Raw genomic sequence first — 22,501 nt, 5'->3', positions numbered from 1 at the left:
TAGCGGGGGTCTTTCGCCATGGATGGCGAAAGTAGCGCCCATGGATGGGTTCACAGCGCCCCCGCGTAGGGTTGTTCCGACCATGCCACTGCAGTGTGACATCTTATTGAAAGGCCCTGTGGGGCCTTTTGCAGTATTGCTTCAAAATAATAACTAGCGAGTTTTCTATGCTAACCCAACTGACTGCCTCGATGACGCTGCCGGTTATCGGCTCCCCCATGTTTATCGTTTCTGGCCCTGAGCTGGTCACTGCCCAGTGCCAGGCGGGCATCATTGGCGCGTTTCCGGCGCTGAACGCCAGGCCTGCGGAAGTGCTTCGGGAGTGGCTGCAGCAGATTACCGATACCTTAGATGACTATAACGCGCAGAACCCGCAGCAGCCCGCCGCGCCGTTTGCGGTGAACCAGATCGTGCACCCCACTAATGACCGCCTGGCTCACGATTTAGCGCTATGCGCTGAGTTCAAGGTGCCATTGATCATCACCAGCCTGCATGCGCCCAATCGGGTGGTCGAGCAAGTGCATGCCTATGGCGGCCTGGTGTTTCATGACGTGACCACGTTGAGGCACGCTAAAAAAGCCATCGATGCCGGGGTGGATGGGCTGATTTTGGTCTGCCATGGCGCAGGCGGCCATGCGGGGCGGCTTAACCCCTTCGCCTTTGTTGCAGAGGTCAGGCAGTTTTACGATGGCCCGCTGGTGCTGGCAGGGGCGATAACCAAAGGCGAGCAGATCGCCGCCGCCCAGGCGCTGGGTGTGGACATGGTGTATATGGGCACGCGCTTTATTGCCACCCAGGAAGCCAATGCTCAGCCCGCGTACAAGCAGATGGTACTGGAAGCCGCTGCGGGGGATATCGTCTATACCAACCTGTTCACGGGTGTGCACGGTAACTACCTGCGCCAAAGCATCGAGCTGGCCGGGCTTGACCCAGAGGCACTGCCAGAGGGCGACAAAAATGCCATGCGCTATGGATCAGGCGGCAGCAGTAAGGCAAAAGCGTGGCGGGATATTTGGGGTGCCGGGCAGGGAGTGGGGGGCATTACCACACTGAACAGCGTGGCCGATGAAGTAGCCACGCTGCGTACGGATTATCAGCAAGCACTGGATCAGTTACGACGGCGCTGACGAAAAGCAGCCACGCGAGCGTGAAAATCCTCGGTGGCCTTACACTCATCCTGCAGTGCGCCTTCAAGCGTTAGCGTGTCGTCAAGCGACAAGTTCGCCGCCTGTCGCATGGCCCGTTTTGTTGCTCCCAGCGCTTGGGGTGACTGAGCCACCAGGGCCTGTGCCAGCGCTCGTGCTTCCGCTAACACCTGATCATCTTCCACTGCCCGGTTGGCCAAGCCCAGCGCCACACAGCGCTCGGCATCCATTGGGGTAGCCAGTGCCGCCATCTCAAAGGCTTGGGCGTGGCCAAGCTTGCGTACCAAATGCCAGCAAGCGCCGCCGTCGGGAATCAAGCCAATATTGATAAAGGCCAGTTTTAGGTAAGCCGAGCGGCCCATCACCACCATATCGCTGGCTAGCACGTAGGACACACCAATTCCCGCAGCAGCGCCGCTCACCGCGGCGATCACGGGCTTTTCCATCGTCATCATGCTGCGCAGCGCAGGCAGAAACAGCGTTGCCAGCCGCTCGCTGGCAGGCTGAGTTGAGGCTTTTTCGAATTCTGCTAAATCGGCACCGGCGCAGAAGGCGCTACCTTCACCGCTCAGGATCACGCAGTGCACCTGCGGGTCAGCTGCCACGGTGGCTAATGCGTCATTGAGCGCAAGGGCCGTGGGCTCGTTGAGGGCATTGCGCACCGCAGGGCGCGCAATGGTCACTTCGGCGATACCGCCCTCGGTAGTCTCAAGGCGTACAAGTGACGTTTCTTCACTGTGCATAAGCTTCTCCTCAGGCGGCGTCGAGCTGTTCGCTCACCGTCTCAAGGTGATAGTCGCTGTCGCCCAGGTAGTGGTCAAACATCACCAAATGTTTGGCGTAGTGGGCCACGTAGCACTCTTCGGTCATACCCATACCGCCATGAAGCTGAATGGCTTGTTCCGCAATAAAGCGCGCAGACTCGCCGCAGTAAGCCTTGGCCGCGGCGATTTTATAGTCCCGCTCGTCAGCAGGCAGTGAGAGGCTGGTGGCGGCGAGAATCGCCATGGAGCGCGACTGCTCCAGGTGGAGGTGCATATCCACCATGCGGTGCTGCAGTGACTGGAACGTGGCCAGCGGCAGGCCAAACTGCTTGCGCTCTTTTAAATAGGCGAGGGTTTGGTCGCAGGCAGTTTCCATCGCACCAATGGCCTCGGCACACAGCGCCGCGCGGCCCAGGGCCAGCACCTCTGCCAGTGCGTCACTGACGTCTTCGCTTAGGCAGTTCTCTAGCGGCAGTGCCACGCTGTTCAATGTTAGGTCACCGGCGGGCTGTTCATCCATCGTGCGGTAGGTCTGCAAGGTGACGCCTTGAGTATTGGCAGGGACGATAAACACGCCGAGCTTGCCGGTAGGCAGTTGGGCGGTCACCAGCGTGGCGGCGGCACTGCCTAGATTCATCACGACATCTTTGCGGCCATTAAGCTGCCACTGGCCATCTTGTTGGCTCGCTTGGGTGGAAATACCGAAAGCGTCATAGCGGGCGGTGTGTTCTTGCCAAGCCAAGGCGAGCTGGTGTTCACCTTCCAACAGCGGGTCCAGCCAGCGCTCCTGCTGTGCTGAGTTGGCGCATAGCGCAAGCAGCTGCCCGGGCATGACTAACCCAAACAGGTACGCCTCTGGCACTAAGCCGCGCCCCAACGCCTGCATGATGATCATTACATCGGTGCCGTCGCCGCCAAGCCCGCCTGTGTCTTCGCTAAACGGCATATGCAGCAGGCCTAATTCTGCGAACGTGCGCCATAGCGGGCTGGCCCCTTGGGCAGGCGCTTCCAGCATAGCGCGGCGCTGCTCGGGCGTTACCTGGTCGGCCACCAAGCGTGTCAGTGTCTCTTCGAGCATGCGCTGCTCGTCGGTGAGTGCAAAATCCATGGTGACCCCCTTACATTCCTAAAATGGTTTTAGCGACGATGCTTTTTTGAATCTCGTTGGCACCGCCATAAATCGACAGCTTGCGACGATTAAAATACTGGGCGCTGGCGGCAGCGCCTTGGGCGTACTCGTCATCCAGCGATTCATCACCCTGGAGAAATTCGGGGAAAAACGGCAGGGCAGCAGGCCCAAGCGCACGGCGGGTGAGCTCGCTGATCTCTTGGCGCAGTTCAGAGCCGCGTACTTTTAGCAGCGAGCTCTCCGCACCCGGCACGCCGCCATCTCGCGCTGCGGCAATCACGCGTAGGTTGGTCACTTCCAGCGCCATCAGCTCAAGCTCGGCTTTGACCACCCGCTGGCGAAAGCTGGGGAGCGATAAAAGCGGCTTGCCGCGATGCTGCATACGGGAGGCGAGGGATTTCAAATGGCGCAATGCCTGCTTAGCGTGGCCAAGCCCGGCAATGCCGGTGCGCTCGTGGGTAAGCAAGAATTTGGCGCAGGTCCAGCCTTGGCCCTCCTCACCCACGCGGTTTTCTACCGGCACGCGCACATTATCGAGAAACACTTCGTTGACTTCATGAGCGCCGTCGAGGGTGATAATCGGCCGTACGGTAATGCCAGGGGTCTGCATATCCATCAGTAAGAAGCTAATACCCGCCTGCTTTTTTGCGTTGGGGTCGGTGCGCACCAAACAGAACATCATGTTGGCGTGCTGGCCTAGGGTCGTCCAGGTTTTCTGCCCGTTGACGATGTAGTGGTCGCCATCGAGCACGGCGCGGGTGGATAAGCCCGCCAAATCCGAACCAGCGCCCGGCTCAGAATAGCCTTGGCACCACCAATCCTGGTTATTAAGAATCCGCGGCAGGTAGTGCTGTTGTTGCTCCACGCTGCCGAATTTCATAATCACTGGCGCGACCATATTGACGCCAAAGGGCACCACTGTGGGGGCGTGGGCGGCGGCGCACTCTTCATCGAAAATATGCCGTTGCACCGGGCCCCAGCCGGGGCCGCCGTGCTCCACAGGCCAGTTGGCGGCAAGCCACCCTTGATCGCTAAGAATATTCTGCCAGCGGATGTGGTCATCGGCGCGCAGATGCCGCCCAAGGCGCACGCGCTCACGAAGTTCGCTCGGCAGTGCATCGGCTAAAAATCGGCGGACTTCCTCGCGGAATGCCTGCTCTTCAGGGCTAAACGTCAGGTTCATGAGTGTGTGTCCTTGGAAGGCGTCTTTTTGTGAATCGATAAATGGGATGGCAGCGTGGCTTGGCGGTGTGGCCCGCCTAAATGGCGGGGGTAGCCCAGCGCTTCCACCGCCAGCAGATCAATATCGCCCTCGCGGTAGCAGGTACCTTGCTGCGCTAGCGTCAGACTCGCCTGCTCCATGGCTGACTGAGTGTCGTTGGCGGGCGTTTGCTCTGTGGCGTTGCAAAGCGTGCTCAGCACGCTTTGAGACTGAGTGACCACGACATTAGCCCGCAGCGCTTTGAGCGTTAAGGCAACCCGCTGCTGGTCGGTCGCGCTGGCGCTATGATTAACCAGCTCATGGAACGGGCCGCGCTCGGCAAGCACTAGGCTGAGAGGTGATGCGGAGGCATTTCCGGTCAGTAACTGCAGCGCTACGGTGACCGCTTGAGAAGGGCAGGCGCTGGCATCTTCGCCAGGGGCGAGCAGGCACAGCTCAGTGCTATCGTTTGGGGTATCGGTAAGCGTTATGTTGGCGCGCTGGGCGGCGGTGTGAAACGTCTCAAACAGCGGGTTCTCACCGATAAGGGCGATCTGCGCAAAGGGCTCAGCATTGTCTACGCCAGGGACGACATGGGGATTTCTGGCGGCAAAAAAGAGGTGAATCAGCCCCGCGCGCTGTGGCGAGTCCATACAGGCAAGAAACAGCTCACGCTCGCGGCGCAAGCCCTCTTCCAGAGATGCGGCTTTGGTACAGGCGTCAATGGCTTCCACAATGCGAAACGGTGAAAACAGTGCCGGTGCGCTGGTTTCAAGCTGTTCGTGCATGGCGGCAATGGCCTGGGGGTTGGCCTTTGGAGCGGGTAACTGGCCGGTGATGCGCGCCTTCTGTTGTCCCGCTAATATCTCTTTTGCCGCTGCCAAACCTGCCTCCAGCGGAGTTTGGGCATCGCTGATGGCATCAATAATGCCGATATCCTGCGCTTCAGCGGCTTCCACAAAGCGCCCGCTGGTGATGATCTCTAATGCTTTTTCTACACCTACCAAGCGGGGCAGCCGCTGAGTACCGCCTGCGCCTGGCAGTAAGCCAAGCTTCACTTCCGGTAAACCAACGCGGGTGCCTGCCAGCGCAATTCGATAGTGGCACCCTAGCGCAACTTCCAACCCGCCTCCCAGCGCGGTGCCGTGTAGCGATGCGATGAGCGGTTTAGGGCACGCTTCTAGCTGTGTAATGACATCCGGTAGCAACGGCGCTTGGGGTGGCTTACCAAATTCACGTATATCGGCACCGGCAATAAAGGTACGCCCCTCTGCCATCACCACCAGTGCTTTGGCCTGCTGATCGGCCAGCCCCTCTTTAAGGGCGCTGAGCAAACCGCTACGCACCGCTTGGCTCAATGCGTTGACGGGCGGGTTAGCGATACTGATGACCCCGACCTCGCCATGTCGCTGGTAGTGAACACTCATAGTGGCTCCCGTATTTCGCTATATGAAATTTGAAGTTGTTATTCGGAATTCAGTGATCATGGCGAAAGACGCCGTTGGAGTCAATAATGCAAAACAGCGTTCTGCATTGCGGAATATTGCTGGCTAAACAAAAGGCCGCACAGAGGCGGCCTTAGGTAATGACTTCCGTCGTGATTGAAGCAACATCAGAAAACGGGGTTTAACCCAGCTTCTTGTAAGGCGGCGCGCCGAGTTTCCATCCAACCGTCGATAAACGCCGCTTCGTCTTCGGGTGCATTGGCTTGATAGGCGTCCCAGGTGTCCATTAGCAGCTGTTGCCGCTCCACCAAGGCGTTTTGGTGGGTGTCCATTTCATCGGTCCATACGCCGCTTTCTTGGTAGTACGCCACCACGGCATCGTGGAACGGCACCACCCAGGTCATATTTTGATTCTCAAGGGCATAGCCGCTAGCCCCTGGGGCGTTATCTTTATAGTCGTCAAACGACTCCACAAGCGTAGTGATCAAGCCGGTGACCGTTTCAGGCGCTAAATCGGCGTTGCTCACCATAATCGGGTAAGGGTAGCTGGCGCTGGCTAGCGGCTGTTCGGCGTTAATACCCGCACCTGACGTTACATCGTGGGGCTGGAAGTAGGGGGCCACTTCCAGCATCTGTGCCCAGCTTGCTTCATCGTCCGTGGGCAGTTCAGGCCACTGCAAGCCACGGGGGCTAGCCGCTAACCGCTGCGCCGCCGGTGTCACGGTGGTGGTAATAGCGGCATCGGCACGGCCGCTGATAATGCCGTCGAAGGCGGCGTTGTAGCCGGGGAAGTCGACGCGTTCAACGTCATCCCAGGTTAATCCCGCAAACGCTAAATACGCCTCGGCGGCTTTATTCAACGCATCGTCGCCGCGCAGGTAAGCAAGCCGTTTACCTTCCAGATCGGCGATGGTGTCCATCTCCACATCGCCTGCCACTGCCATACCTAACCCAAAACTCGCCATGGAGGTTGAAATCACCCGAATAGGCTGTGGGCCCCAGTCCGGCCCGGCGAACATCATGACGCCTTCCGAGCCGTAGTAGCTGGCAATACCGCAGGCGCACAGATCCACGCGGCCGGTTTTCAGCGGCGTCATGCGCATGGTGTCGTTTTCACCCGGAATAACGCGAGACTGAGTGCCGTGCTCCTCCTGTAGCAGCTGGCTGATCGCCATAATCTGCGCATGGCCACTGGTGCCGGTGCCATAAGCTGTCCAGTTCAGCGTGCTCGGCATAGCGCTGGCGCTTCCAGCCGCCAGCAGGCCTGCCGTTAAACTACTGAGTACGAGGGTGAGGGTTGTTTTTGTGCTCATAAAGTTCCTCGAGGGTGGCATTAAGCGTTTGCAGTGAGCGAACGCTGGTGATGGCGTTGGCTAAGCCGCGCAAGCGCAACGCCTGGTAGCAACGCCGCTGCGGCCAAGCCAATTAATTCCCACTGGCTGAAAGGCACCATACCGCCACCGGGTAGCGCTAATAGTAGGCCAGCCATCAGCACGAGTGCGCGAATGACGATTTCCTGAAGCGCACCGTAGCCCAATCGCCCAACTCCCATCAGATATCCTTGCATGGCCGAGGCAAACAGAATGATGCCGATCACCGCCTGGATAAACACGGCAACGATCATCAGCGGCTCGCCCTGCATGATCAGCGCGGGGTTCAGCACGAATAGGAAGGGAATAAAGTAAATCACGCTGCCCAAACGCATGGCCTGAAGGCCAGTTTCCATCGGGCGGGCACCGGCCACGGTGGCCGCCGCAAAGGCACCCAGCGCCACCGGCGGCGTGATAAAGCTGAGCATGCCCCAGTAGAGGATGAACATATGCACCGCCATGGGGTCCAGGCCGCCGCCTTGAATCAGCGCAGGGGCCAGGGCCACTGCCAGGAAGATATAAGCCGCGGTGACGGTCATGCCAATGCCCAACACAAAGCTGGTGACCGCGCCCATCAACAGCAGCAGCGGCACGCTGCCACCGGCAATATTGATAAAGTCGTTGGCAATGGTGCCCGATAGGCCGGTCATCGAGAGCGCGCCGACCAGCATGCCGACACCGGCCAGAATGGCGATGAGTTCCGCAAATAGCTTGGCCGCCGATGACAGCGTCTCGGTGACATCCTTCCAGCCCCAGCGGTTGTGCTTGGAGAGCTGATTAAGCACTAACAGCAGGGCGGTTGCGTAAAAAGGCGCAACGGCTTCACGTTGCATCACCAGCAGCATCCAAACGAGAAGGCCGAAGACAAAAATGAAATACCAGCCTTCTTTCAGCGTTTGCCAAACTGACGGCAGTTCGACAGCAGGCAGCCCCTTGATGTCGTTTCGTGCAGCGTAAGCGTCGATTTGGATGAACAGGCCTAGAAAATAAAGAATGGAGGGGATGACGGCGGCCAACGCAATGGTGGAGTAAGGCACATCCAAAAACATCGCCATCACAAAGGCCGTTGCCCCCATGACCGGGGGCATGAGTACACCGCCCGTGGATGCACAGGCTTCGACACCCCCTGCAAACGAGCGGCTCATGCCGATTCGGCGCATGGCGGGAATTGAGAGAACCCCGGTGGTCAGCACGTTGCTAATCACGCTGCCGCTCATGGAACCCATTAAGCCGCTTGAGAAAATCGATACCTTTGCGGGGCCGCCGCGCACATGGCCTAGCAGCGCAAAGGCTAAGTTAATGAAGAATTTGCCGCCGCCGCTTTTTTGCAGCACCACACCAAACACTAGAAAGCCAATCACCAAGCCCGCAAAGGCCTGTAGCGGAACCCCCATGATGCTCTCAGTGCTCATGGTGTGGTACATCGCCGTTTCAGAGAGGCTAGACGGAAACGCTTGAATAGGGCCGGGCACAATATCGGCCACTAATGGATAAAGGGAGAACACGCCCGCAATGATGGCAATGGGCAAACCACCCGCTCGGCGGGCGGCTTCAATAATCAGCACCCAATAAGCGTAGCTGGCATAAATGGCGGTATCCGGTGCCGCAAATGCCCAGCCGCGCTCAAGAATAGGCACGGCGTTGTAAACAAAGTAACCACCGACGATGAGGGTCGCGGCGCTCAACAGGTAGTCATACCAGGGAATCGATTGCTCCTGCTGGCTGCTGCGTAGGGGCCATAGCAGAAACACTAACGGCAGCAGCAGCGCTACCACGGCATAGTAAAACTGGGTTTCTAGCCCTGTCACAAACGTGAGCCAGCCCAAGTTAAACAGGTAGTCCAGCGTCATCATCATTAATAAAACGGTGACGGTGGCGGGCACCCAACGAAGAGCCGCAGGCAGCTCGCGGATTTGGCTGATTTTTTCTTTAACCTGCGCCGTGTTGGCAGGTGGTGTTTCAGTGGTCATAGGGCGTTCCATCAATCAGCAGGGGCGGCGAGCGCCGCCCCATGGCGAGTTACTCGAAGATCGGCTCGAACCCAGCATCGGTGAGCGCCGTGGCGCGGGCGGCCATCCAGTCAGTGGTAAACGTATCGGCATCGCTGGGGGCGTCTTGCATAAACTGCTCCCAGGCCTGCATTAATACGTTTTGCCGCTCAACGAGCTGGTCTTGGTGGGCCTGCATCTCGTCGGTCCACACGTCGATCTCTTTGTAGTACTCCACCACTGCGTCGTGGAAAGGCACCACCCACTGCAAATCTTGGTATTCAAGCGCGTAGCCCACTGCACCCGGCGCGTTATCTTTATAGTCGTCGTAGTTCTCCTGCATCGCTTTAATCAAACCATAAGCGACGTTGTCATCAAGATCCTGGTTGGCCACCACAATGGGGTACGGGTAGCTGGCGCTGGGCACCGGGTTGTTGGCGCTAATACCTCCTGCACCCGCAGTGACTTCATGAGGTTGGAAATAGGGAGCAACGGCTGCCATACGCTCCCAGCCTGCTTCATCGTTAGGGTCGAGTACTGGCCAGCTAATACCCCTTGGGCTACTGGCAAGCTGCTGGGCGGGAGGCGTTACGGTAGTGGTAAACGAAGCGTCCACGTCGCCAGCAATAATGCCGTCAAAAGAGCGGGCGTAGCCTGGGTAGTCAACGCGCTCAACGTCATCCCAGGTTAAGCCGCCAAAGGCAAGATACGCTTCGGTGCCTTTGTTCAAGGCATCGTCACCGCGGATATAGGCAATGCGTTTGCCTGCTAAATCGGCGGGGGTTTCAACGTCCAAATCACCCGCCACGGCCAGTGAAAGACCAAAAGATGCGGTAGAGGTGGTTATCACGCGCAGCGGCTGCGGGCCCCAATCGCGGTCGGCAAACATCATGACCCCTTCAGCGCCGTAGTAGCTGGCGATCCCGCAAGCGCATAGATCCACCCGGCCCTGCTTAAGCGGCGTCATCCGTGAAACATCGTTATCGCCGGGCAAAATGCGTACCGAAGAGCCGTACTTGTTTTGCAGCATATTGCCGATAGCAACGGCTTGGGCGTAACCGCTGGAGTTGGTGCCGTAGGCGGTCCAGGCCATGGTGCTGGGAAGTTCTACTTCGTTGGCTTGGCTAACCGCTGCACCTAGAAGAGAGAGGGGAAGGGCAGCGATGAGTAGGCGGTGAGCAAACGGATGCATTGAAATGCTCCTTTATTGTGGTTGCTTCTATTGTGATTGTTACTGTCGGGCTCGTTACGTTCAGTTACTTTATGTTTTGCTGTGCGGTATTTGGTTTTGCTAAGTGGTCGAGTGATAGTAGGTAAGGCCAGAGAGGCTGTCAACGCTGTTCTCATAGGCGGCTACAAATAGTCCTTAGCACAACGTAAAAAGCCAGGCGGTTGCCTGGCTTTTCAGTAAGTTATGATTATTGAAGCTAAGAAAATTCGCGCCATGCGGCGTAGGTGCTTAAAAATACCCGCCCGGTTAAAGCCTCCAGGAAGTCACTTTTTTTCAACTGGTCCATCACCGGCCCTTTCACTTCTGACAGGTGTAGTTTGACGTCAGAATCCTTCAAGCGAGCATTGATAGCATCCAGGCTTTCTAAGGCAGAGGCATCAATCAGATTGACCGCTGAACAAATCAATACCACGTGTTCAAGCTCCGGACGACTCGCCACCAAGTTGTAGACGGTGTCTTCGAGATAACGAGCATTGGCAAAGTAGAGGCTCTCATCAATACGCAGCAGAGCTGCGTTGGTTACCGTCTCCACATCGTGGCGCTCCACGTTACGAAAGTGCTCGGTATCCGGCACCCGGCCCACTAACGCGCTGTGGGGGCGGCTGGTGCGGTACAAAAAGAGCGCAATGGAGAGCGTCACACCGCCGATAATGCCTGCTTCGATCCCTTCCACCAGCGTTAATAGAATGGTGACCGCCATGGCGGCAAAGTCGCTGCGGGAGTAGCGCCAGGTTTGGCGCAGCATGGGGATATCCACCAGCGTTAAAATAGACACCGTGATAGTGGCGGCAAGTGTTGCGATGGGTAGATAGTAAAGCCAGCCAGTGAACGCCATCGTCACCAGCGCAATGCCGAGCGCGGCAAAGGCCCCGGCAGCTGGCGTTTGCGCCCCAGCATCATAGTTGATTACCGTGCGGGATAAACCGCCTGTGACGGGCATGCCGCTGGTAAACCCAGCCGCTAAGTTGGCGGCCCCTAAGCCAATCAACTCCTGGTTGGGGGAAATACGTTGACGCCTTTTTGCCGCAAGCATCTGCCCCATAGAAACCGACTCCACAAACCCTACTAGGCTAATCAGCATGGCGGGTATTAATAGCGCTCGCCATAGCGAGGCATCCCCCCAGGGAAAGCTTAGGGCGGGTAAGCCGCTGGGAATGGTGCCCACAACGGCGACGCCTTGGTGATAAGCCAGCTGCCAGTACCAGGCGGCCAGGGTGGTGACTACCACGGCCAAGACAGGCCCTGCTTTGGTGATTAAATCGGCAAGGGCGGCGGGTATTCCTAGCTTTCGCAGGCTCTGTTTGCCGTAGCGACGCATTAGCACAAGAAACAGCAGCGTTCCGCCGCCAATCGCCAAGGTGTAAGGATTAAAAGTGGGCAAGTTAGGCAGCAACGTCATCAGGCGCTCAACCAACGTAAAGCCGCTGCTGGAAACGCCTAGAAGGCTGCCCAGTTGACTTACGGCAATCAAAATTCCCGAGGCGGTCAAGAAACCGGAAATAACCGGGTGGCTTAAAAAGTTGCTGAAAAATCCCATTTTCATCGCGCCCATTGCCACCAAAATGGCACCTGAAAGCAATGAAAGAACCAGCGCGGCCTGCAAATATTCGGCGCTGCCAGGCGTTGCAACAGAGGATAACGCGGCCCCGGTCATCAGCGCGATAATAGCCACAGGCCCCACTGCCAGAGTTCTACTGGTGCCTAAAAAGGTATAAAGAAGCTGAGGCAGGATGCTGGCATACAGCCCGACCACCGCAGGTAACCCAGCTAGCAAGGCATACGCCAGCGATTGTGGAATAACCATCACGGTCACAATCAGGCCTGCCAAGAGGTCGGCCCCAAGCAAGCGCTTATGGTAGTGGGGCAGCCAGTTAAAAATAGGCAAATAGCGCTTAAACATAAGCTCCTGAGGCGTCGGCCGAGTGTGTAAACAACAGCGTTAAAAATAAGGCCATTAGTTTAGCGCGTTACGCCATTAATTACGGCATTTAGCATGTTCATTGTCTGCCGTTCATCGTGCTCTTCCCCCAAAGTGCTACTTATTTCATTAGCATAACCCGTTAAGCTGAGTGAGAAAGAGGGTATGACTCCATCGCATCGTTTTACAGCTCAATAACGTCAACTAAAAAAGAGTGCCTTATATGCGACTACTCCGTTGGCTGATGCCACTGTTTCTTCTGCTAGCCGCTATCTGGTTAGTGTCGCTGCCCAGTGCGTGGCAATACGCTGGGGTGCTGTGTGCTGTGTTCGCCGGGATGGCCGCCGTGGTCAGTGCGCTCTACGGGATCTACAACGCGGGCCAGCACCACCTGGGGAAATCTGCGCTGCTGAAGCCATTACGCGATTATGGTTCGCTGCGCGCCATGGCGTATCGGCTCATGAACCGTGCCAGTCGCACGGCCATTGCCTCTGCCGAAGTGTCTCACTATGCCGACTTGATGGCCCAGCGGCTCGGCAAACAAGAAAGTATGGCTAGTGACGCGTCCTCTAGTATGAGCGCTATCAACACAGCGATTATGCAAGTGAGTGCGAGTGCCTCTCAGGTAGCTACGCTGGCGGAAAATGCTCGTCAGGCCAGTCATCATAATCATGATGAGCTGACTGATATCATCCTCGACATGAGCGAGGTGGCCGAACGCTCAAGCCAGGCGCTAGAGATGCTCAACGCGCTCAATGACAAAATTGAGCGGGTGCGCAGCGTTACCTCAATGATTGAAGATATCGCTGAGCAAACGCATCTGTTGTCGCTTAATGCCTCCATCGAAGCTGCCCGGGCCGGGGAGCATGGCAGAGGGTTTGCCGTGGTCGCGGGTGAAGTGCGTAATCTTGCCTTGAAAACATCCACGGCGACGCAAAGCGTTGATGAATTGGTCAAGGACATGCATCAAAGCGGGCAGAGTGTGGTCGCCACCATGGGGGACTTAATGACGCGGGTTCGCGAGCGCTCCCAAGGCATGCAGCGGGTGGGCAGTAGTTTGGCAACGATCACCGAAGAGTTTGATCAAGTACAGCAGGAAATTACCAGCGTGGCGGACGCCATGAGTAGCACCAAAGAGCACAGTCAAACCGTGGCCGATAGCCTGCGTCAACTCGAAGACGATGTGGATGAAGGCAACCGCAATATGCATGAATTAGCGCTGCAAGCGCGCGCATTAATGGATGCCGCAGAGGGCGTTGATGGCGAGCTGGCGCAGCAGCGTTTATTGGGGCGGCATCAAACGGTGTTCTTAGCCGCACGGCAAACCGCCGACCGCATTGGCAAATTGTTTGAAAAAGCCATTGCCCGAGGAGAGCTGTCAGAAACCGCGCTATTCCAGCCTGACTACGCCACTATTAAGGGTACAAAGCCGCCGCTGTACCACACCGGGTTTGATCAGTTTACGGATCAGCAGCTACCCACGCTCCAAGAGCCCTTACTCAGCGAATATGGCCTTAGCTACGCCATTGCCTGTGATAGAAACGGCTACGTGCCGACGCACAATACAGCGGTTAGCCAAGCGCCCACCGGCGATTACGACCATGACCTAAAGTTTTGCCGCAGCAAGCGTATTTTTGATGACCCCACCGGTAGCCGGTGCGGTGCCCACGAGAAGCCACTATTGTTGCAAACCTACAAACGCGACACGGGTGAAGTGATGCATGATCTATCAGTGCCCATCTATATTAATGGTAAGCACTGGGGAGGCTTCCGGGTGGGCTACCAGCCTGAAAAGGAGGTAACCCCCAGCGGCGTCCCCTCAGAACAGGCAGCGCTGCCAGCTTCAAGCAGCCGCTTGGCGCGTGCGTGATTGCCAGGATGACCAGGAGTAGAGTGCAAGCCCTGTCCAGATCATTAAGAACGTGGCCAGTTGGATAATGCCCAGCGGCTCACCAAAGACGGTCAGGGCAATGACGAACTGAATGCTGGGGTTGATGTACATTAAAAACCCTAGCGTGGCCAAGCGTAAGCGACGGGCTGCGCCTGCAAACGCCATTAACGGCAGAGCAGTTAACACGCCACTCACCACCAACAGGGCCGACATAGGCACATCGTGAATAAAGTGTGATTCGCCCTGCCAGCTCATCCATGTCAATGCCATTAGCGCGAGAGGGAAGAGCAACAGTGTTTCCACAAACAGCCCCGAAAGCCCGTCTAGTGGTACCTGTTTCCTAAATAGCCCATAGCTGCCAAAACTTAGCGCCAGCAGCAGGCTAATCCACGGCAATTCACCCAGCATGATAAATTGAATAGCGATGGCGAGGCTGGCAAGGCCAAGTGCCACCAGCTGAAGCTTTGCCATGACTTCACGCAGCACCAGCATCCCCAGCGCTACATTTACCAATGGCGTGAGAAAGTAGCCTAAACTGGCCTGCAATACCTGCTCGTTTTCCACCGCATAGATATAGATGCCCCAGTTAAACGCGATCAGTAGCGCGCAGGCTAATACGCGACCCAAGCGTTTAGGCTGCACCAGCGCCGCCACCACCGGCGGCCAGCGGCGCAGTACGCTAATAAGCCCGACTAAAAACAGGCACGACCACAAAATTCGGTGAATCAAAATTTCAAACGCGGGAATGCCGTCAAACAGAGCGAAGAACAGCGGGAAGCAGCCCCACATGGTATAGGCCGTTAAGCCAAACATAACGCCTTTGACCGCTTCAGGGTCCCGTGGAGCGGATGGAAGCATAGCAGCCTCATTAAGTAAAAATGCTAATCTAGCACACAATTGATAAAGACACTGATGCAAAGGAGACGCGGCATGAGCCAATTAAAAACCAGCTTGGTGCAGTGCGATTTACGCTGGGAAGATCCTCAAGCCAACCACGACCATTTAGCCGCGCTGTTGGGTGATTTAGATAGTCGCGATACGGACTTAATTGTCCTGCCCGAGATGTTCGCCACCGGTTTTACCATGAACTCTCGGGAAATGGCCCAGCCCATGGCCGAGAGCCAGAGCGTTGCCTGGCTACAGGCCCAAGCGAAGGCAAGAGGCTGTGTGATCACCGGCAGCGTTGCTATTGTCGACGATGGTCAGTACTTCAACCGCATGGTGTGGGCTACGCCGCAGGGTGAACTTAGCTACTACGACAAGCGCCACCTGTTTCGCATGGCCGGTGAGCACGAGCGGTACGGGATGGGTAAAGAGCGCCATATCGTCGAGCTGAAGGGGTTTAAGCTACAGCTGAGCGTGTGCTACGACCTGCGCTTTCCCGTATGGATGCGCCAGCAGCCAGCAGAGGGTGAGCATTTCGAGTATGATGCCATTCTGTGCGTGGCTAACTGGCCCGCTCCTCGGCGGCATCCGTGGCGTACGCTATTGCAGGCGCGCGCGGTAGAAAACCTCGCCTATGTGGTCGGTGTGAACCGCGTAGGGGAGGATGCCAAGGGGCTGTCCTATAGTGGCGACTCCATGCTGGTCGACTTTAAGGGCGAACCGCTCATCGACCGACCTGCCCATACTCCGTTTATTGAAACGGGGACGCTAGATAAAACGGACCTAGATGCCTTTCGTGAAAAATTTCCTGCCTGGCAAGATGCCGACCACTTTTCGTTACTGCCAGGAGTGGGCCAATAATGCGACTTGATCGTTTTTTAAGTGAGACTTCGCCGCTCACCCGCAGCTTGGCAAAACGCGCGCTTAAAAACGGTGAAGTGACGCTCAACGGTGAGCCGATTAAACAGTCGGCCACCCAGATTGATACCGAGAATGACGAAGTGAAATTAAATGGCGAGAGGCTTGCCTTAGTGGGTCTTCGCTACGTAATGATGCATAAGCCGGTGGATGTCGAGTGTACCGCACGCCGGGGGCTTTACCCGCGAGTGATCGATATTATCGATTTGCCTAAGGTAGAGCGACTGCAGCCCGTTGGGCGGCTCGATGTGGATACCACTGGCCTATTACTGCTAACGAATGATGGGCAGTGGTCTCACCGAGTGACCTCACCACGCCATCGCTGCGCCAAAGTGTATGTCGCGGAGTTAGCCGAACCGATGGAAGGCGAGACTGCCCAATGGGCGGTAGAGCAAGTAGCGCAAGGCATCCTCTTGGACGGTGAAGAAACACCGACACAGCCTGCCACGCTGCGATTTGTGACTCCACAGCAGGCGGAACTGACCATCACGGAAGGGCGTTACCATCAGGTGAAGCGCATGTTTGTTGCCTTAGGCAACCATGTGAATGCGTTGCATCGCCGCTCGATTGGCGATGTGGTGCTGCCAGATGACTTGGCCCCTGGAGAGTGGCGGGAGCTGACGGCAGAAGAGATCGCCAGCTTTTAAGCGTTGATGATCCTCAAGACGCCGCCATGGATTCTATATCCATGGCGGCGTTTTTGTAGTGAAGTAGGCATGAATTTTTATACCGTTATCTTATAGCCATCACTTTCAATTTGCCTGCCCGATTCATTGACCCAATCGAAAGTAAGCGAGGCAGAAACCTAGTGCAGGTGTGCGGCTTCGATCAGCGCTTTGGTGTAGGCATGCTGAGGGGCGGCGAGCACTTCCAGGCAGTTACCTTGCTCCACTACTTCACCATCTTTGAGCACCATGATGCGGTGAGCCATAGCGCGCACAACGGCAAGATCGTGGCTGATAAACAGATAGCTGAGCTGGCGGCGAGCCTGAAGCTCTCGCAACAAGATCACCAGCTGCTTTTGCACGGTGCGATCAAGGGCGGACGTGGGTTCATCAAGCACCAGTAGCTCTGGCTCTAAAATAATTGCCCGCGCCACGGCGATGCGCTGGCGCTGTCCGCCAGAAAACTCGTGGGGGTAACGTGCTGCGCAGCTCTCCGGCAAGCCGACTTCACGCAGGGTGCGGTGAACCCGCTCGGTGACTTCCGCTTCACTCAGCGTCGGGAAGTGAAAACGCAGCCCCTCACTGACAATATCAAATACCGGCATGCGTGGTGACAGGGCACCGTAGGGGTCCTGAAACACCATCTGCAGACGATGGCGTTGGCGGCGCAGCGCATCACCCGACAGCTGGCTGAGCGTGGCATCGCCCAGCTGCACCTCTCCTTGGCTAGTCACCAAGCGCATAATCGCCGACGCTAACGTCGTTTTTCCGGAACCTGATTCACCGACTATCCCAAGCGTTTCCCCTGGGGCGATGGTCAAGTTGGTGGTTTTTAAGGCCTCAAACGCCGGCGGTTGCCGCTGAAACAGACCTGTCTTGGGGCGTTTAAAACTGACTCGTAGCTGCTGAGCCGTCAGTAACGGTGTGGTATTCACTGGCTCAGCGGGGCGGCCTTCGGGCTCGGCGGCAATCAGCGCTTTGGTGTAGTCGCTTTGTGGATGGCTAAACACCTGGGCCACGCTGCCGGTTTCCTGCACCTTGCCTTGGTACATCACGCAGACACGGTCGGCATGGCGGCGAACAAGGTTCAAGTCGTGGCTGATCAACAGCACGCCCATGCCGTGGTGGTCACGCAGCTCTTTCAACAGCGCAAGTATGTCCTGCTGTACGGTGACATCAAGCGCGGTAGTCGGCTCATCAGCAATCAATAGTGCGGGGTTGTTGGCAATGGCCATAGCAATCACTACCCGCTGGCGCTGGCCGCCAGAGAGCTGATGGGGCCAAGCATCCAGCAATTCTTCAGGGCGGGGCAGCTTGACTTGCTCAAGCAGCATTTTTGCCTTGCTGCGAGCGGCTGAACCGCTGAGGCCTTGATGAAGCCTCAGGGTTTCGCCAATCTGCTTACCAATGCGGTGCAGCGGGTTGAGCGATGTCATTGGCTCTTGAAAAATAAACCCCACGCGATTGCCGCGAATGCCGTTCCAGTCGCGGTTGCTGAGCTTATTCAGATCGGTCTCTTCTAGCCAGCGCTGGCCGCGAACTTCCGCGTTACTTGGCAAAAGGTCTATGGAACAGAGCGCGGAAACCGACTTGCCCGAGCCTGATTCCCCTACAATGGCCAGCGTTTCACCAGCGTTAACCGTGAGCGACAGAGCGTCTACAACGACCTTGCCATCGAAGGCTACTGTTAGCTCATCAAGTCGCAGTAGCGGTTTGGCAGTAGGCTCAGACATGAGACGTTTCCTGGGCGGAGGTTTTCTGGACAGAGGTTTGCTGGATAGAGTTAGGGCGCTGTTTAACGTGACGTGGGTCGAAGGCATCGCGCAGGCCTTCACCAATAAACACCAGCAGGGAAAGCATGACGGCCAGCGTCATAAATGCGGTAATGCCCAGCCACGGGGCGTGCAGGTTATTTTTGCCCTGCGCCGCGAGTTCACCCAGGGAGGGCGCTCCCGGCGGCAAGCCAAAGCCCAAGAAATCCAGCGCAGTTAAGGTGCCAATCGCGCCGGTAAAAATAAACGGAATAAAGGTCAGCGTAGCCACCATGGCGTTGGGCAGAACGTGCCGCCACATAATAAGCCGTGATGGCAGCCCCATGGCTTTGGCGGCGCGTACATACTCCAAGTTGCGGGCGCGCAAAAACTCGGCACGGACAATGTCCACCAGCCCCAACCAGGAAAATAGCAGCATGATGCTTAATAACCACCAGAAACCTGGCTGCACAAAGCTGGCCAGAATGATCAATAAAAACAGTACCGGTAGCCCCGACCAAATCTCAGTGACTCGCTGGCCAATGAGGTCCACCTTGCCCCCGAAGTAACCCTGTACGCCGCCTGCGAAGACCCCAATCACCAATGAGCCCGCTGTCAGTACCAACGCAAAGGCCACGGAAAGCCTAAAGCCGTAGATGACGCGGGCCAGCACATCGCGGCCCTGGTCATCCGTGCCTAGCCAGTGGCGGCTGTCCGGCGGCGCAGGTGAAGGCTGCGTCATCTGCATGTCGAGGGTTTGGTAAGAGAAGGGAATGATCGGCCAGATCGCCCAGCCGTTATCACTGATCTGCTGCTGAATAAAGGGGTCCAAATAGTCGGTGCGAGTGGGCAAGAAACCGCCAAATTCCGTCTCGGGGTAGTCCACCAGCAGAGGAACGTACCACTGCCCGTCGTACTGCATCACGATGGGTTTGTCGTTGGCGATGAGTTCGGCAAACAGGCTGGCAATGAAGAGCGCGCCGAACAGCCAAAGCGATACCTGGGCGCGGCGGTTGGCTTTAAACGCTGCCATTCGGCGCAGAGTGATCGGGGAGAGGTGTGAGGTAATAAAGCGCATATTAAGACTCCCTCGATGCAAAATCGATACGCGGGTCTACCCACACATAGGTCAAGTCCGAAATCAGCTTGAGCAGCAGGCCAATCACGGTGTAAAGAAACAGCGTGCCGAAAATCACCGGGTAGTCCCGCTGCATAACCGCCTCAAACCCTAAAAGGCCCAGCCCATCCAGGGAAAAAATCACTTCAATCAATAGTGCGCCGGTGAAGAAAATACCGATCATCGCAGAAGGCAGCCCCGCGATAATAATCAGCATGGCATTGCGGAACACGTGCCCGTATAAAATGCGCTGCTCATCAGCCCCTTTAGCGCGGGCGGTTAGTACGTACTGCTTGTGGATCTCATCCAGAAAGCTGTTTTTCGTCAGCATGGTCAGCGTGGCGAAGCTGCCAATAGCCGCGGCAATGACCGGTAGAGTGATATGCCAGAAGTAGTCTTTTACCTTGCCCCAGGTGGAAAGCTCGGCAAAGTCGGGCGAGGTGAGGCCCCTCAGCGGGAACCAGTCTAGATAGGTGCCGCCAGCGAACAGCACAATCAGTAGGATAGCGAACAGAAAACCGGGGATGGCGTAGCCGACAATGACCAGCCCTGATGTCCATACATCAAAGCGAGAGCCATGGCGCAGTGCCTTGCGAATCCCTAGAGGTATAGAGATTAAGTAGACCAATAGAGTGGTCCATAAACCTAGGGAAATTGACACTGGCAGTCGCTCAATCATTAGATCAATGACCGGCCGGTCTCGAAAAAAGCTGGTGCCAAAATCGAAGGTCAGGTAATCCGCCATCATGCCAAGAAAACGCTCATGGGCAGGTTTGTCGAAGCCAAACTGCTGCTCTAGCTGCTCAATAAAGCGCGGATCAATCCCCCGCGCTCCACGGGAGTCGTCGTTGATCTGTACATCAGCACCGCCCATGTCGAGCCGGGTGCTAGCCATAGCATTGGCTCCTTCAAAGCGGGCCAGCATTTGGTCAATGGGCCCGCCGGGAGCGGCTTGAACAATCATGAAGTTAAGCAACATGATGCCGAACAGCGTCGGAATCATCAGTAGCAGTCGGCGTAGGGTATAACGTGCCACAGCGCACTCCACGAGGTTAAGCAAACAAGCCGTTGTTAATTAGCGACGCTCAGCGGCATTTAGTATCAGCGGCGGCGGTTACGTCGCTGAAGAGCTGTTTCACGATCGGTATCTACCCACCAAGCGTCTAGGTCCATGGCATAGGCAGGGAAAGGCTCGGGGTAACCGAATTTATCCCATACCGCGATGCGCGTCTCGCCAGAGTGATAGTGAGGAATGACATAAAAGCCCCAGCGCAGCACACGGTCAAGGGCTTGGGTGGCGGTATCCAGGGATTCGCGATTATCAGCGCGAATGATCTGTTCCACCAGAGCATCAACGGCCGGGTGAGCCAATGCCATGCGGTTTCGGCTTTGGGGCGCTTCTGCCGCGGCGCTGGTCCAGTAATCCCGCTGCTCATTGCCGGGGTTGTTGGATTGCGGGAAGTGGCTAATCACCATGTCATAATCGTAATCACGTACCCGGTTAAGGTACTGGTTAATATCGACAATACGCAGTGATGTTTGAACACCTAAGCGCGCCATATTGCGCAACATAGGTTGTACGACTCGTTCTAAGCCAGAGTCGTACAGCAGCACTTCCAGCGACAGTGGGCGGCCATCGGCATTCACCAAAACGCCATCTTCAACGCGATAGCCTGCGTCATGCAGGAGGTCTAACGCTCGTCTCAGCCGCTCGCGTAGTTCTACAGGTTGTTCGATAGGGAGGGCGTCGGTAAAGAGCCGCTCTGAACGGTGAGAGGCCAGCAGCTCTTGACGAAACGGTGCCAGCAGCGCCAGTTCCTCTTCCGAAGGGGGGCCAACGGCTTCCATTTCGGAGTTCTGGAAAAAGCTCTCTGTGCGCGCATAGGTGTTGTAGAAAATATTGGTATTCAACCATGGAAAGTCGAACGTCAGACTCAAGGCTTCGCGCACCCGTGGGTCTTGGAACTTCTCTTCGCGCAGGTTGAACACAAACGCCTGCATCATCGACGGGTTCACGTCGGGGACGGTGATGCGCTTAATGAGGCCGTCCCGGTAAGCGGGGAAGTCGTAGCCAATGGCCCAAGTGGCTGCACGGGCATCAGTACGAAAGTCCGTGAGTCCGGCTTTAAATGCCTCCCAGGCGATATCCCGGTCTCGATAATACTCATAGACCACGCGGTCAATGTTGTAGCGCCCCACGTTCACTGGGAGGTCTTTCCCCCAGTAATCTTCGTTGCGCTGGTACACAATGCGCCGTCCTGGGTCGACCTCACTAATGCGGTAGGGGCCTGAGCCAGGGTGGGCAGCCAGAGTTGGTGCACTAAAGTCACGGGGCTCCCAATAGTGGCGTGGGAGAATGGGGAGCTGCGCTACTATCAGCGGTAGCTCTCGCGACTCTGCATCATTGAACTCAAAGCGCACCTGGTGTTCGTTTAGGGCAATAACCCGCTCAACGCCCGCGTAGTAACTGGCATAGAAGGGGTTACCCTGGTCGCGTAGCAGATCAAATGAGAACACCACGTCGTAAGCCGTCACCGGCTCGCCATCCTGGAAGCGGGCCTCTTCGCGCATATCGAACTCAATCCACTGGCGCTCAGGATCTAAACGCACCCCTTTGGCTAATAACCCGTAAAGGCTAAAGGGCTCGCCTGGGTTGCTGGCCATTAATGTGTCATAAATTTGCGAAATGCCCGTGGCAGGGGTGCCGCGAATAATAAAAGGGTTGGTCGAGTCGAAGCTACCGCCTACGGCGGTATGAGTAATAGAGCCGCCTTTGGGTGCCTGGGGGTTCACGTGGGGAAAGTAAGCAAATCCATCCGGCAGTTCCGGACTATCGTAAAGCGATAGGCCGTGAACGGTTTCAACAGGGGATGCTGCGGTGGCCTCAATGGACACTTCGGAGGCAAATAGCGACAAGCTCAGCAGTAAGCCGCTCATCAGCAACAGCGTTTTAGTAAACATGACACCGCGTGGCATTGGTAACTTCCTGTAGTGACAAAACCGGGTAGTAACAAAACCGGGTGGTAACAAGCTAATCATTAACAAAAATATCTGCTAGCACCCCAAGTGCTAGCTAACCCAAT

General features: G+C 56.6%; 17 protein-coding genes. 4 read left to right on the top strand and 13 right to left on the bottom strand.

What is annotated here, in order from left to right; all coding sequences use genetic code 11:
* Positions 1-167 precede the first annotated feature (167 nt).
* A complete protein-coding gene (locus IEW65_RS07250; protein WP_188638810.1) occupies positions 168-1,127 on the top strand; it encodes an NAD(P)H-dependent flavin oxidoreductase in 960 nt (319 codons plus the stop codon).
* Here the strand turns inward: IEW65_RS07250 and IEW65_RS07245 are convergent.
* The 8 genes from IEW65_RS07245 to IEW65_RS07210 all read right to left on the bottom strand — a co-directional run bounded on the left by IEW65_RS07245 (position 1,109) and on the right by IEW65_RS07210 (position 12,173).
* Positions 1,109-1,888 (bottom strand): enoyl-CoA hydratase/isomerase family protein, encoded by a 780-nt coding sequence (locus tag IEW65_RS07245; RefSeq protein ID WP_188638809.1) that lies wholly within the window; start codon positions 1,886-1,888, stop codon positions 1,109-1,111. The genes IEW65_RS07250 and IEW65_RS07245 overlap by 19 nt on opposite strands.
* Before the next feature lie 10 nt (positions 1,889-1,898).
* Complete coding sequence (locus tag IEW65_RS07240) at positions 1,899-3,017, bottom strand: acyl-CoA dehydrogenase family protein (RefSeq protein WP_188638808.1); 1,119 nt, start codon at positions 3,015-3,017, stop codon at positions 1,899-1,901.
* Between the two features lie 10 nt (positions 3,018-3,027).
* Positions 3,028-4,221 carry an acyl-CoA dehydrogenase family protein gene (locus tag IEW65_RS07235; protein ID WP_188638807.1) on the bottom strand — a complete coding sequence of 398 codons (1,194 nt, stop codon included), beginning with the start codon at positions 4,219-4,221 and terminating at the stop codon, positions 3,028-3,030.
* Positions 4,218-5,666: an enoyl-CoA hydratase/isomerase family protein gene (locus IEW65_RS07230; protein ID WP_188638806.1), complete on the bottom strand. Its 1,449-nt coding sequence runs from the start codon at positions 5,664-5,666 to the stop codon at positions 4,218-4,220. The genes IEW65_RS07235 and IEW65_RS07230 overlap by 4 nt, the downstream gene beginning before the upstream one ends.
* Before the next feature lie 185 nt (positions 5,667-5,851).
* Positions 5,852-6,997, bottom strand: coding sequence for a TAXI family TRAP transporter solute-binding subunit (locus IEW65_RS07225; protein WP_188638805.1), 1,146 nt, complete (start codon positions 6,995-6,997; stop codon positions 5,852-5,854).
* A 20-nt stretch (positions 6,998-7,017) separates the two neighbouring features.
* Complete coding sequence (locus tag IEW65_RS07220; protein WP_188638804.1) at positions 7,018-9,024, bottom strand: TRAP transporter permease; 2,007 nt, start codon at positions 9,022-9,024, stop codon at positions 7,018-7,020.
* Between the two features lie 49 nt (positions 9,025-9,073).
* The gene (locus IEW65_RS07215; protein WP_188638803.1) at positions 9,074-10,234 is read right to left on the bottom strand and encodes a TAXI family TRAP transporter solute-binding subunit; all 1,161 of its coding nucleotides are present in this window, start codon (positions 10,232-10,234) and stop codon (positions 9,074-9,076) included.
* Positions 10,235-10,469: 235 nt separating this feature from the next.
* Complete coding sequence (locus IEW65_RS07210) at positions 10,470-12,173, bottom strand: SulP family inorganic anion transporter (protein ID WP_188638802.1); 1,704 nt, start codon at positions 12,171-12,173, stop codon at positions 10,470-10,472.
* A 241-nt stretch (positions 12,174-12,414) separates the two neighbouring features.
* On the opposite strand from IEW65_RS07210, the gene IEW65_RS07205 reads away from it, so the two are divergent.
* Complete coding sequence (locus tag IEW65_RS07205) at positions 12,415-14,061, top strand: methyl-accepting chemotaxis protein (RefSeq protein WP_188638801.1); 1,647 nt, start codon at positions 12,415-12,417, stop codon at positions 14,059-14,061.
* Here the strand turns inward: IEW65_RS07205 and rarD are convergent.
* On the bottom strand, positions 14,035-14,940 hold the full coding sequence (gene rarD, locus IEW65_RS07200) for an EamA family transporter RarD (protein ID WP_188638800.1): 906 nt from the start codon (positions 14,938-14,940) through the stop codon (positions 14,035-14,037). The two genes, IEW65_RS07205 and rarD, sit on opposite strands and share 27 nt — an antisense overlap.
* A 72-nt stretch (positions 14,941-15,012) precedes the next feature.
* On the opposite strand from rarD, the gene IEW65_RS07195 reads away from it, so the two are divergent.
* A complete protein-coding gene (locus IEW65_RS07195) occupies positions 15,013-15,828 on the top strand; it encodes an amidohydrolase (RefSeq protein ID WP_188638799.1) in 816 nt (271 codons plus the stop codon).
* The gene (locus IEW65_RS07190) at positions 15,828-16,532 is read left to right on the top strand and encodes a pseudouridine synthase (RefSeq protein ID WP_188638798.1); all 705 of its coding nucleotides are present in this window, start codon (positions 15,828-15,830) and stop codon (positions 16,530-16,532) included. The genes IEW65_RS07195 and IEW65_RS07190 overlap by 1 nt, the downstream gene beginning before the upstream one ends.
* A gap of 158 nt (positions 16,533-16,690) precedes the next feature.
* On the opposite strand, the gene IEW65_RS07185 is transcribed toward IEW65_RS07190, so the two are convergent.
* The 4 genes from IEW65_RS07185 to IEW65_RS07170 all read right to left on the bottom strand — a co-directional run bounded on the left by IEW65_RS07185 (position 16,691) and on the right by IEW65_RS07170 (position 22,394).
* Positions 16,691-18,283 (bottom strand): ABC transporter ATP-binding protein, encoded by a 1,593-nt coding sequence (locus IEW65_RS07185; RefSeq protein WP_188638797.1) that lies wholly within the window; start codon positions 18,281-18,283, stop codon positions 16,691-16,693.
* A complete protein-coding gene (locus IEW65_RS07180; protein ID WP_188638796.1) occupies positions 18,276-19,379 on the bottom strand; it encodes an ABC transporter permease in 1,104 nt (367 codons plus the stop codon). The genes IEW65_RS07185 and IEW65_RS07180 overlap by 8 nt, the downstream gene beginning before the upstream one ends.
* Position 19,380: 1 nt before the next feature.
* Positions 19,381-20,454: a microcin C ABC transporter permease YejB gene (locus IEW65_RS07175; protein ID WP_188638795.1), complete on the bottom strand. Its 1,074-nt coding sequence runs from the start codon at positions 20,452-20,454 to the stop codon at positions 19,381-19,383.
* A 65-nt stretch (positions 20,455-20,519) separates the two neighbouring features.
* Complete coding sequence (locus IEW65_RS07170; RefSeq protein ID WP_188638794.1) at positions 20,520-22,394, bottom strand: extracellular solute-binding protein; 1,875 nt, start codon at positions 22,392-22,394, stop codon at positions 20,520-20,522.
* Between the last annotated feature and the right edge of the window lie 107 nt (positions 22,395-22,501).

The sequence above is a fragment of the Vreelandella lutescens genome, from assembly GCF_014640815.1.
Classification (GTDB): domain Bacteria; phylum Pseudomonadota; class Gammaproteobacteria; order Pseudomonadales; family Halomonadaceae; genus Vreelandella; species Vreelandella lutescens.
The sequence above is the reverse complement of the archived record's forward strand: the minus strand, read 5'-3'. Positions and strand labels throughout refer to the sequence as shown.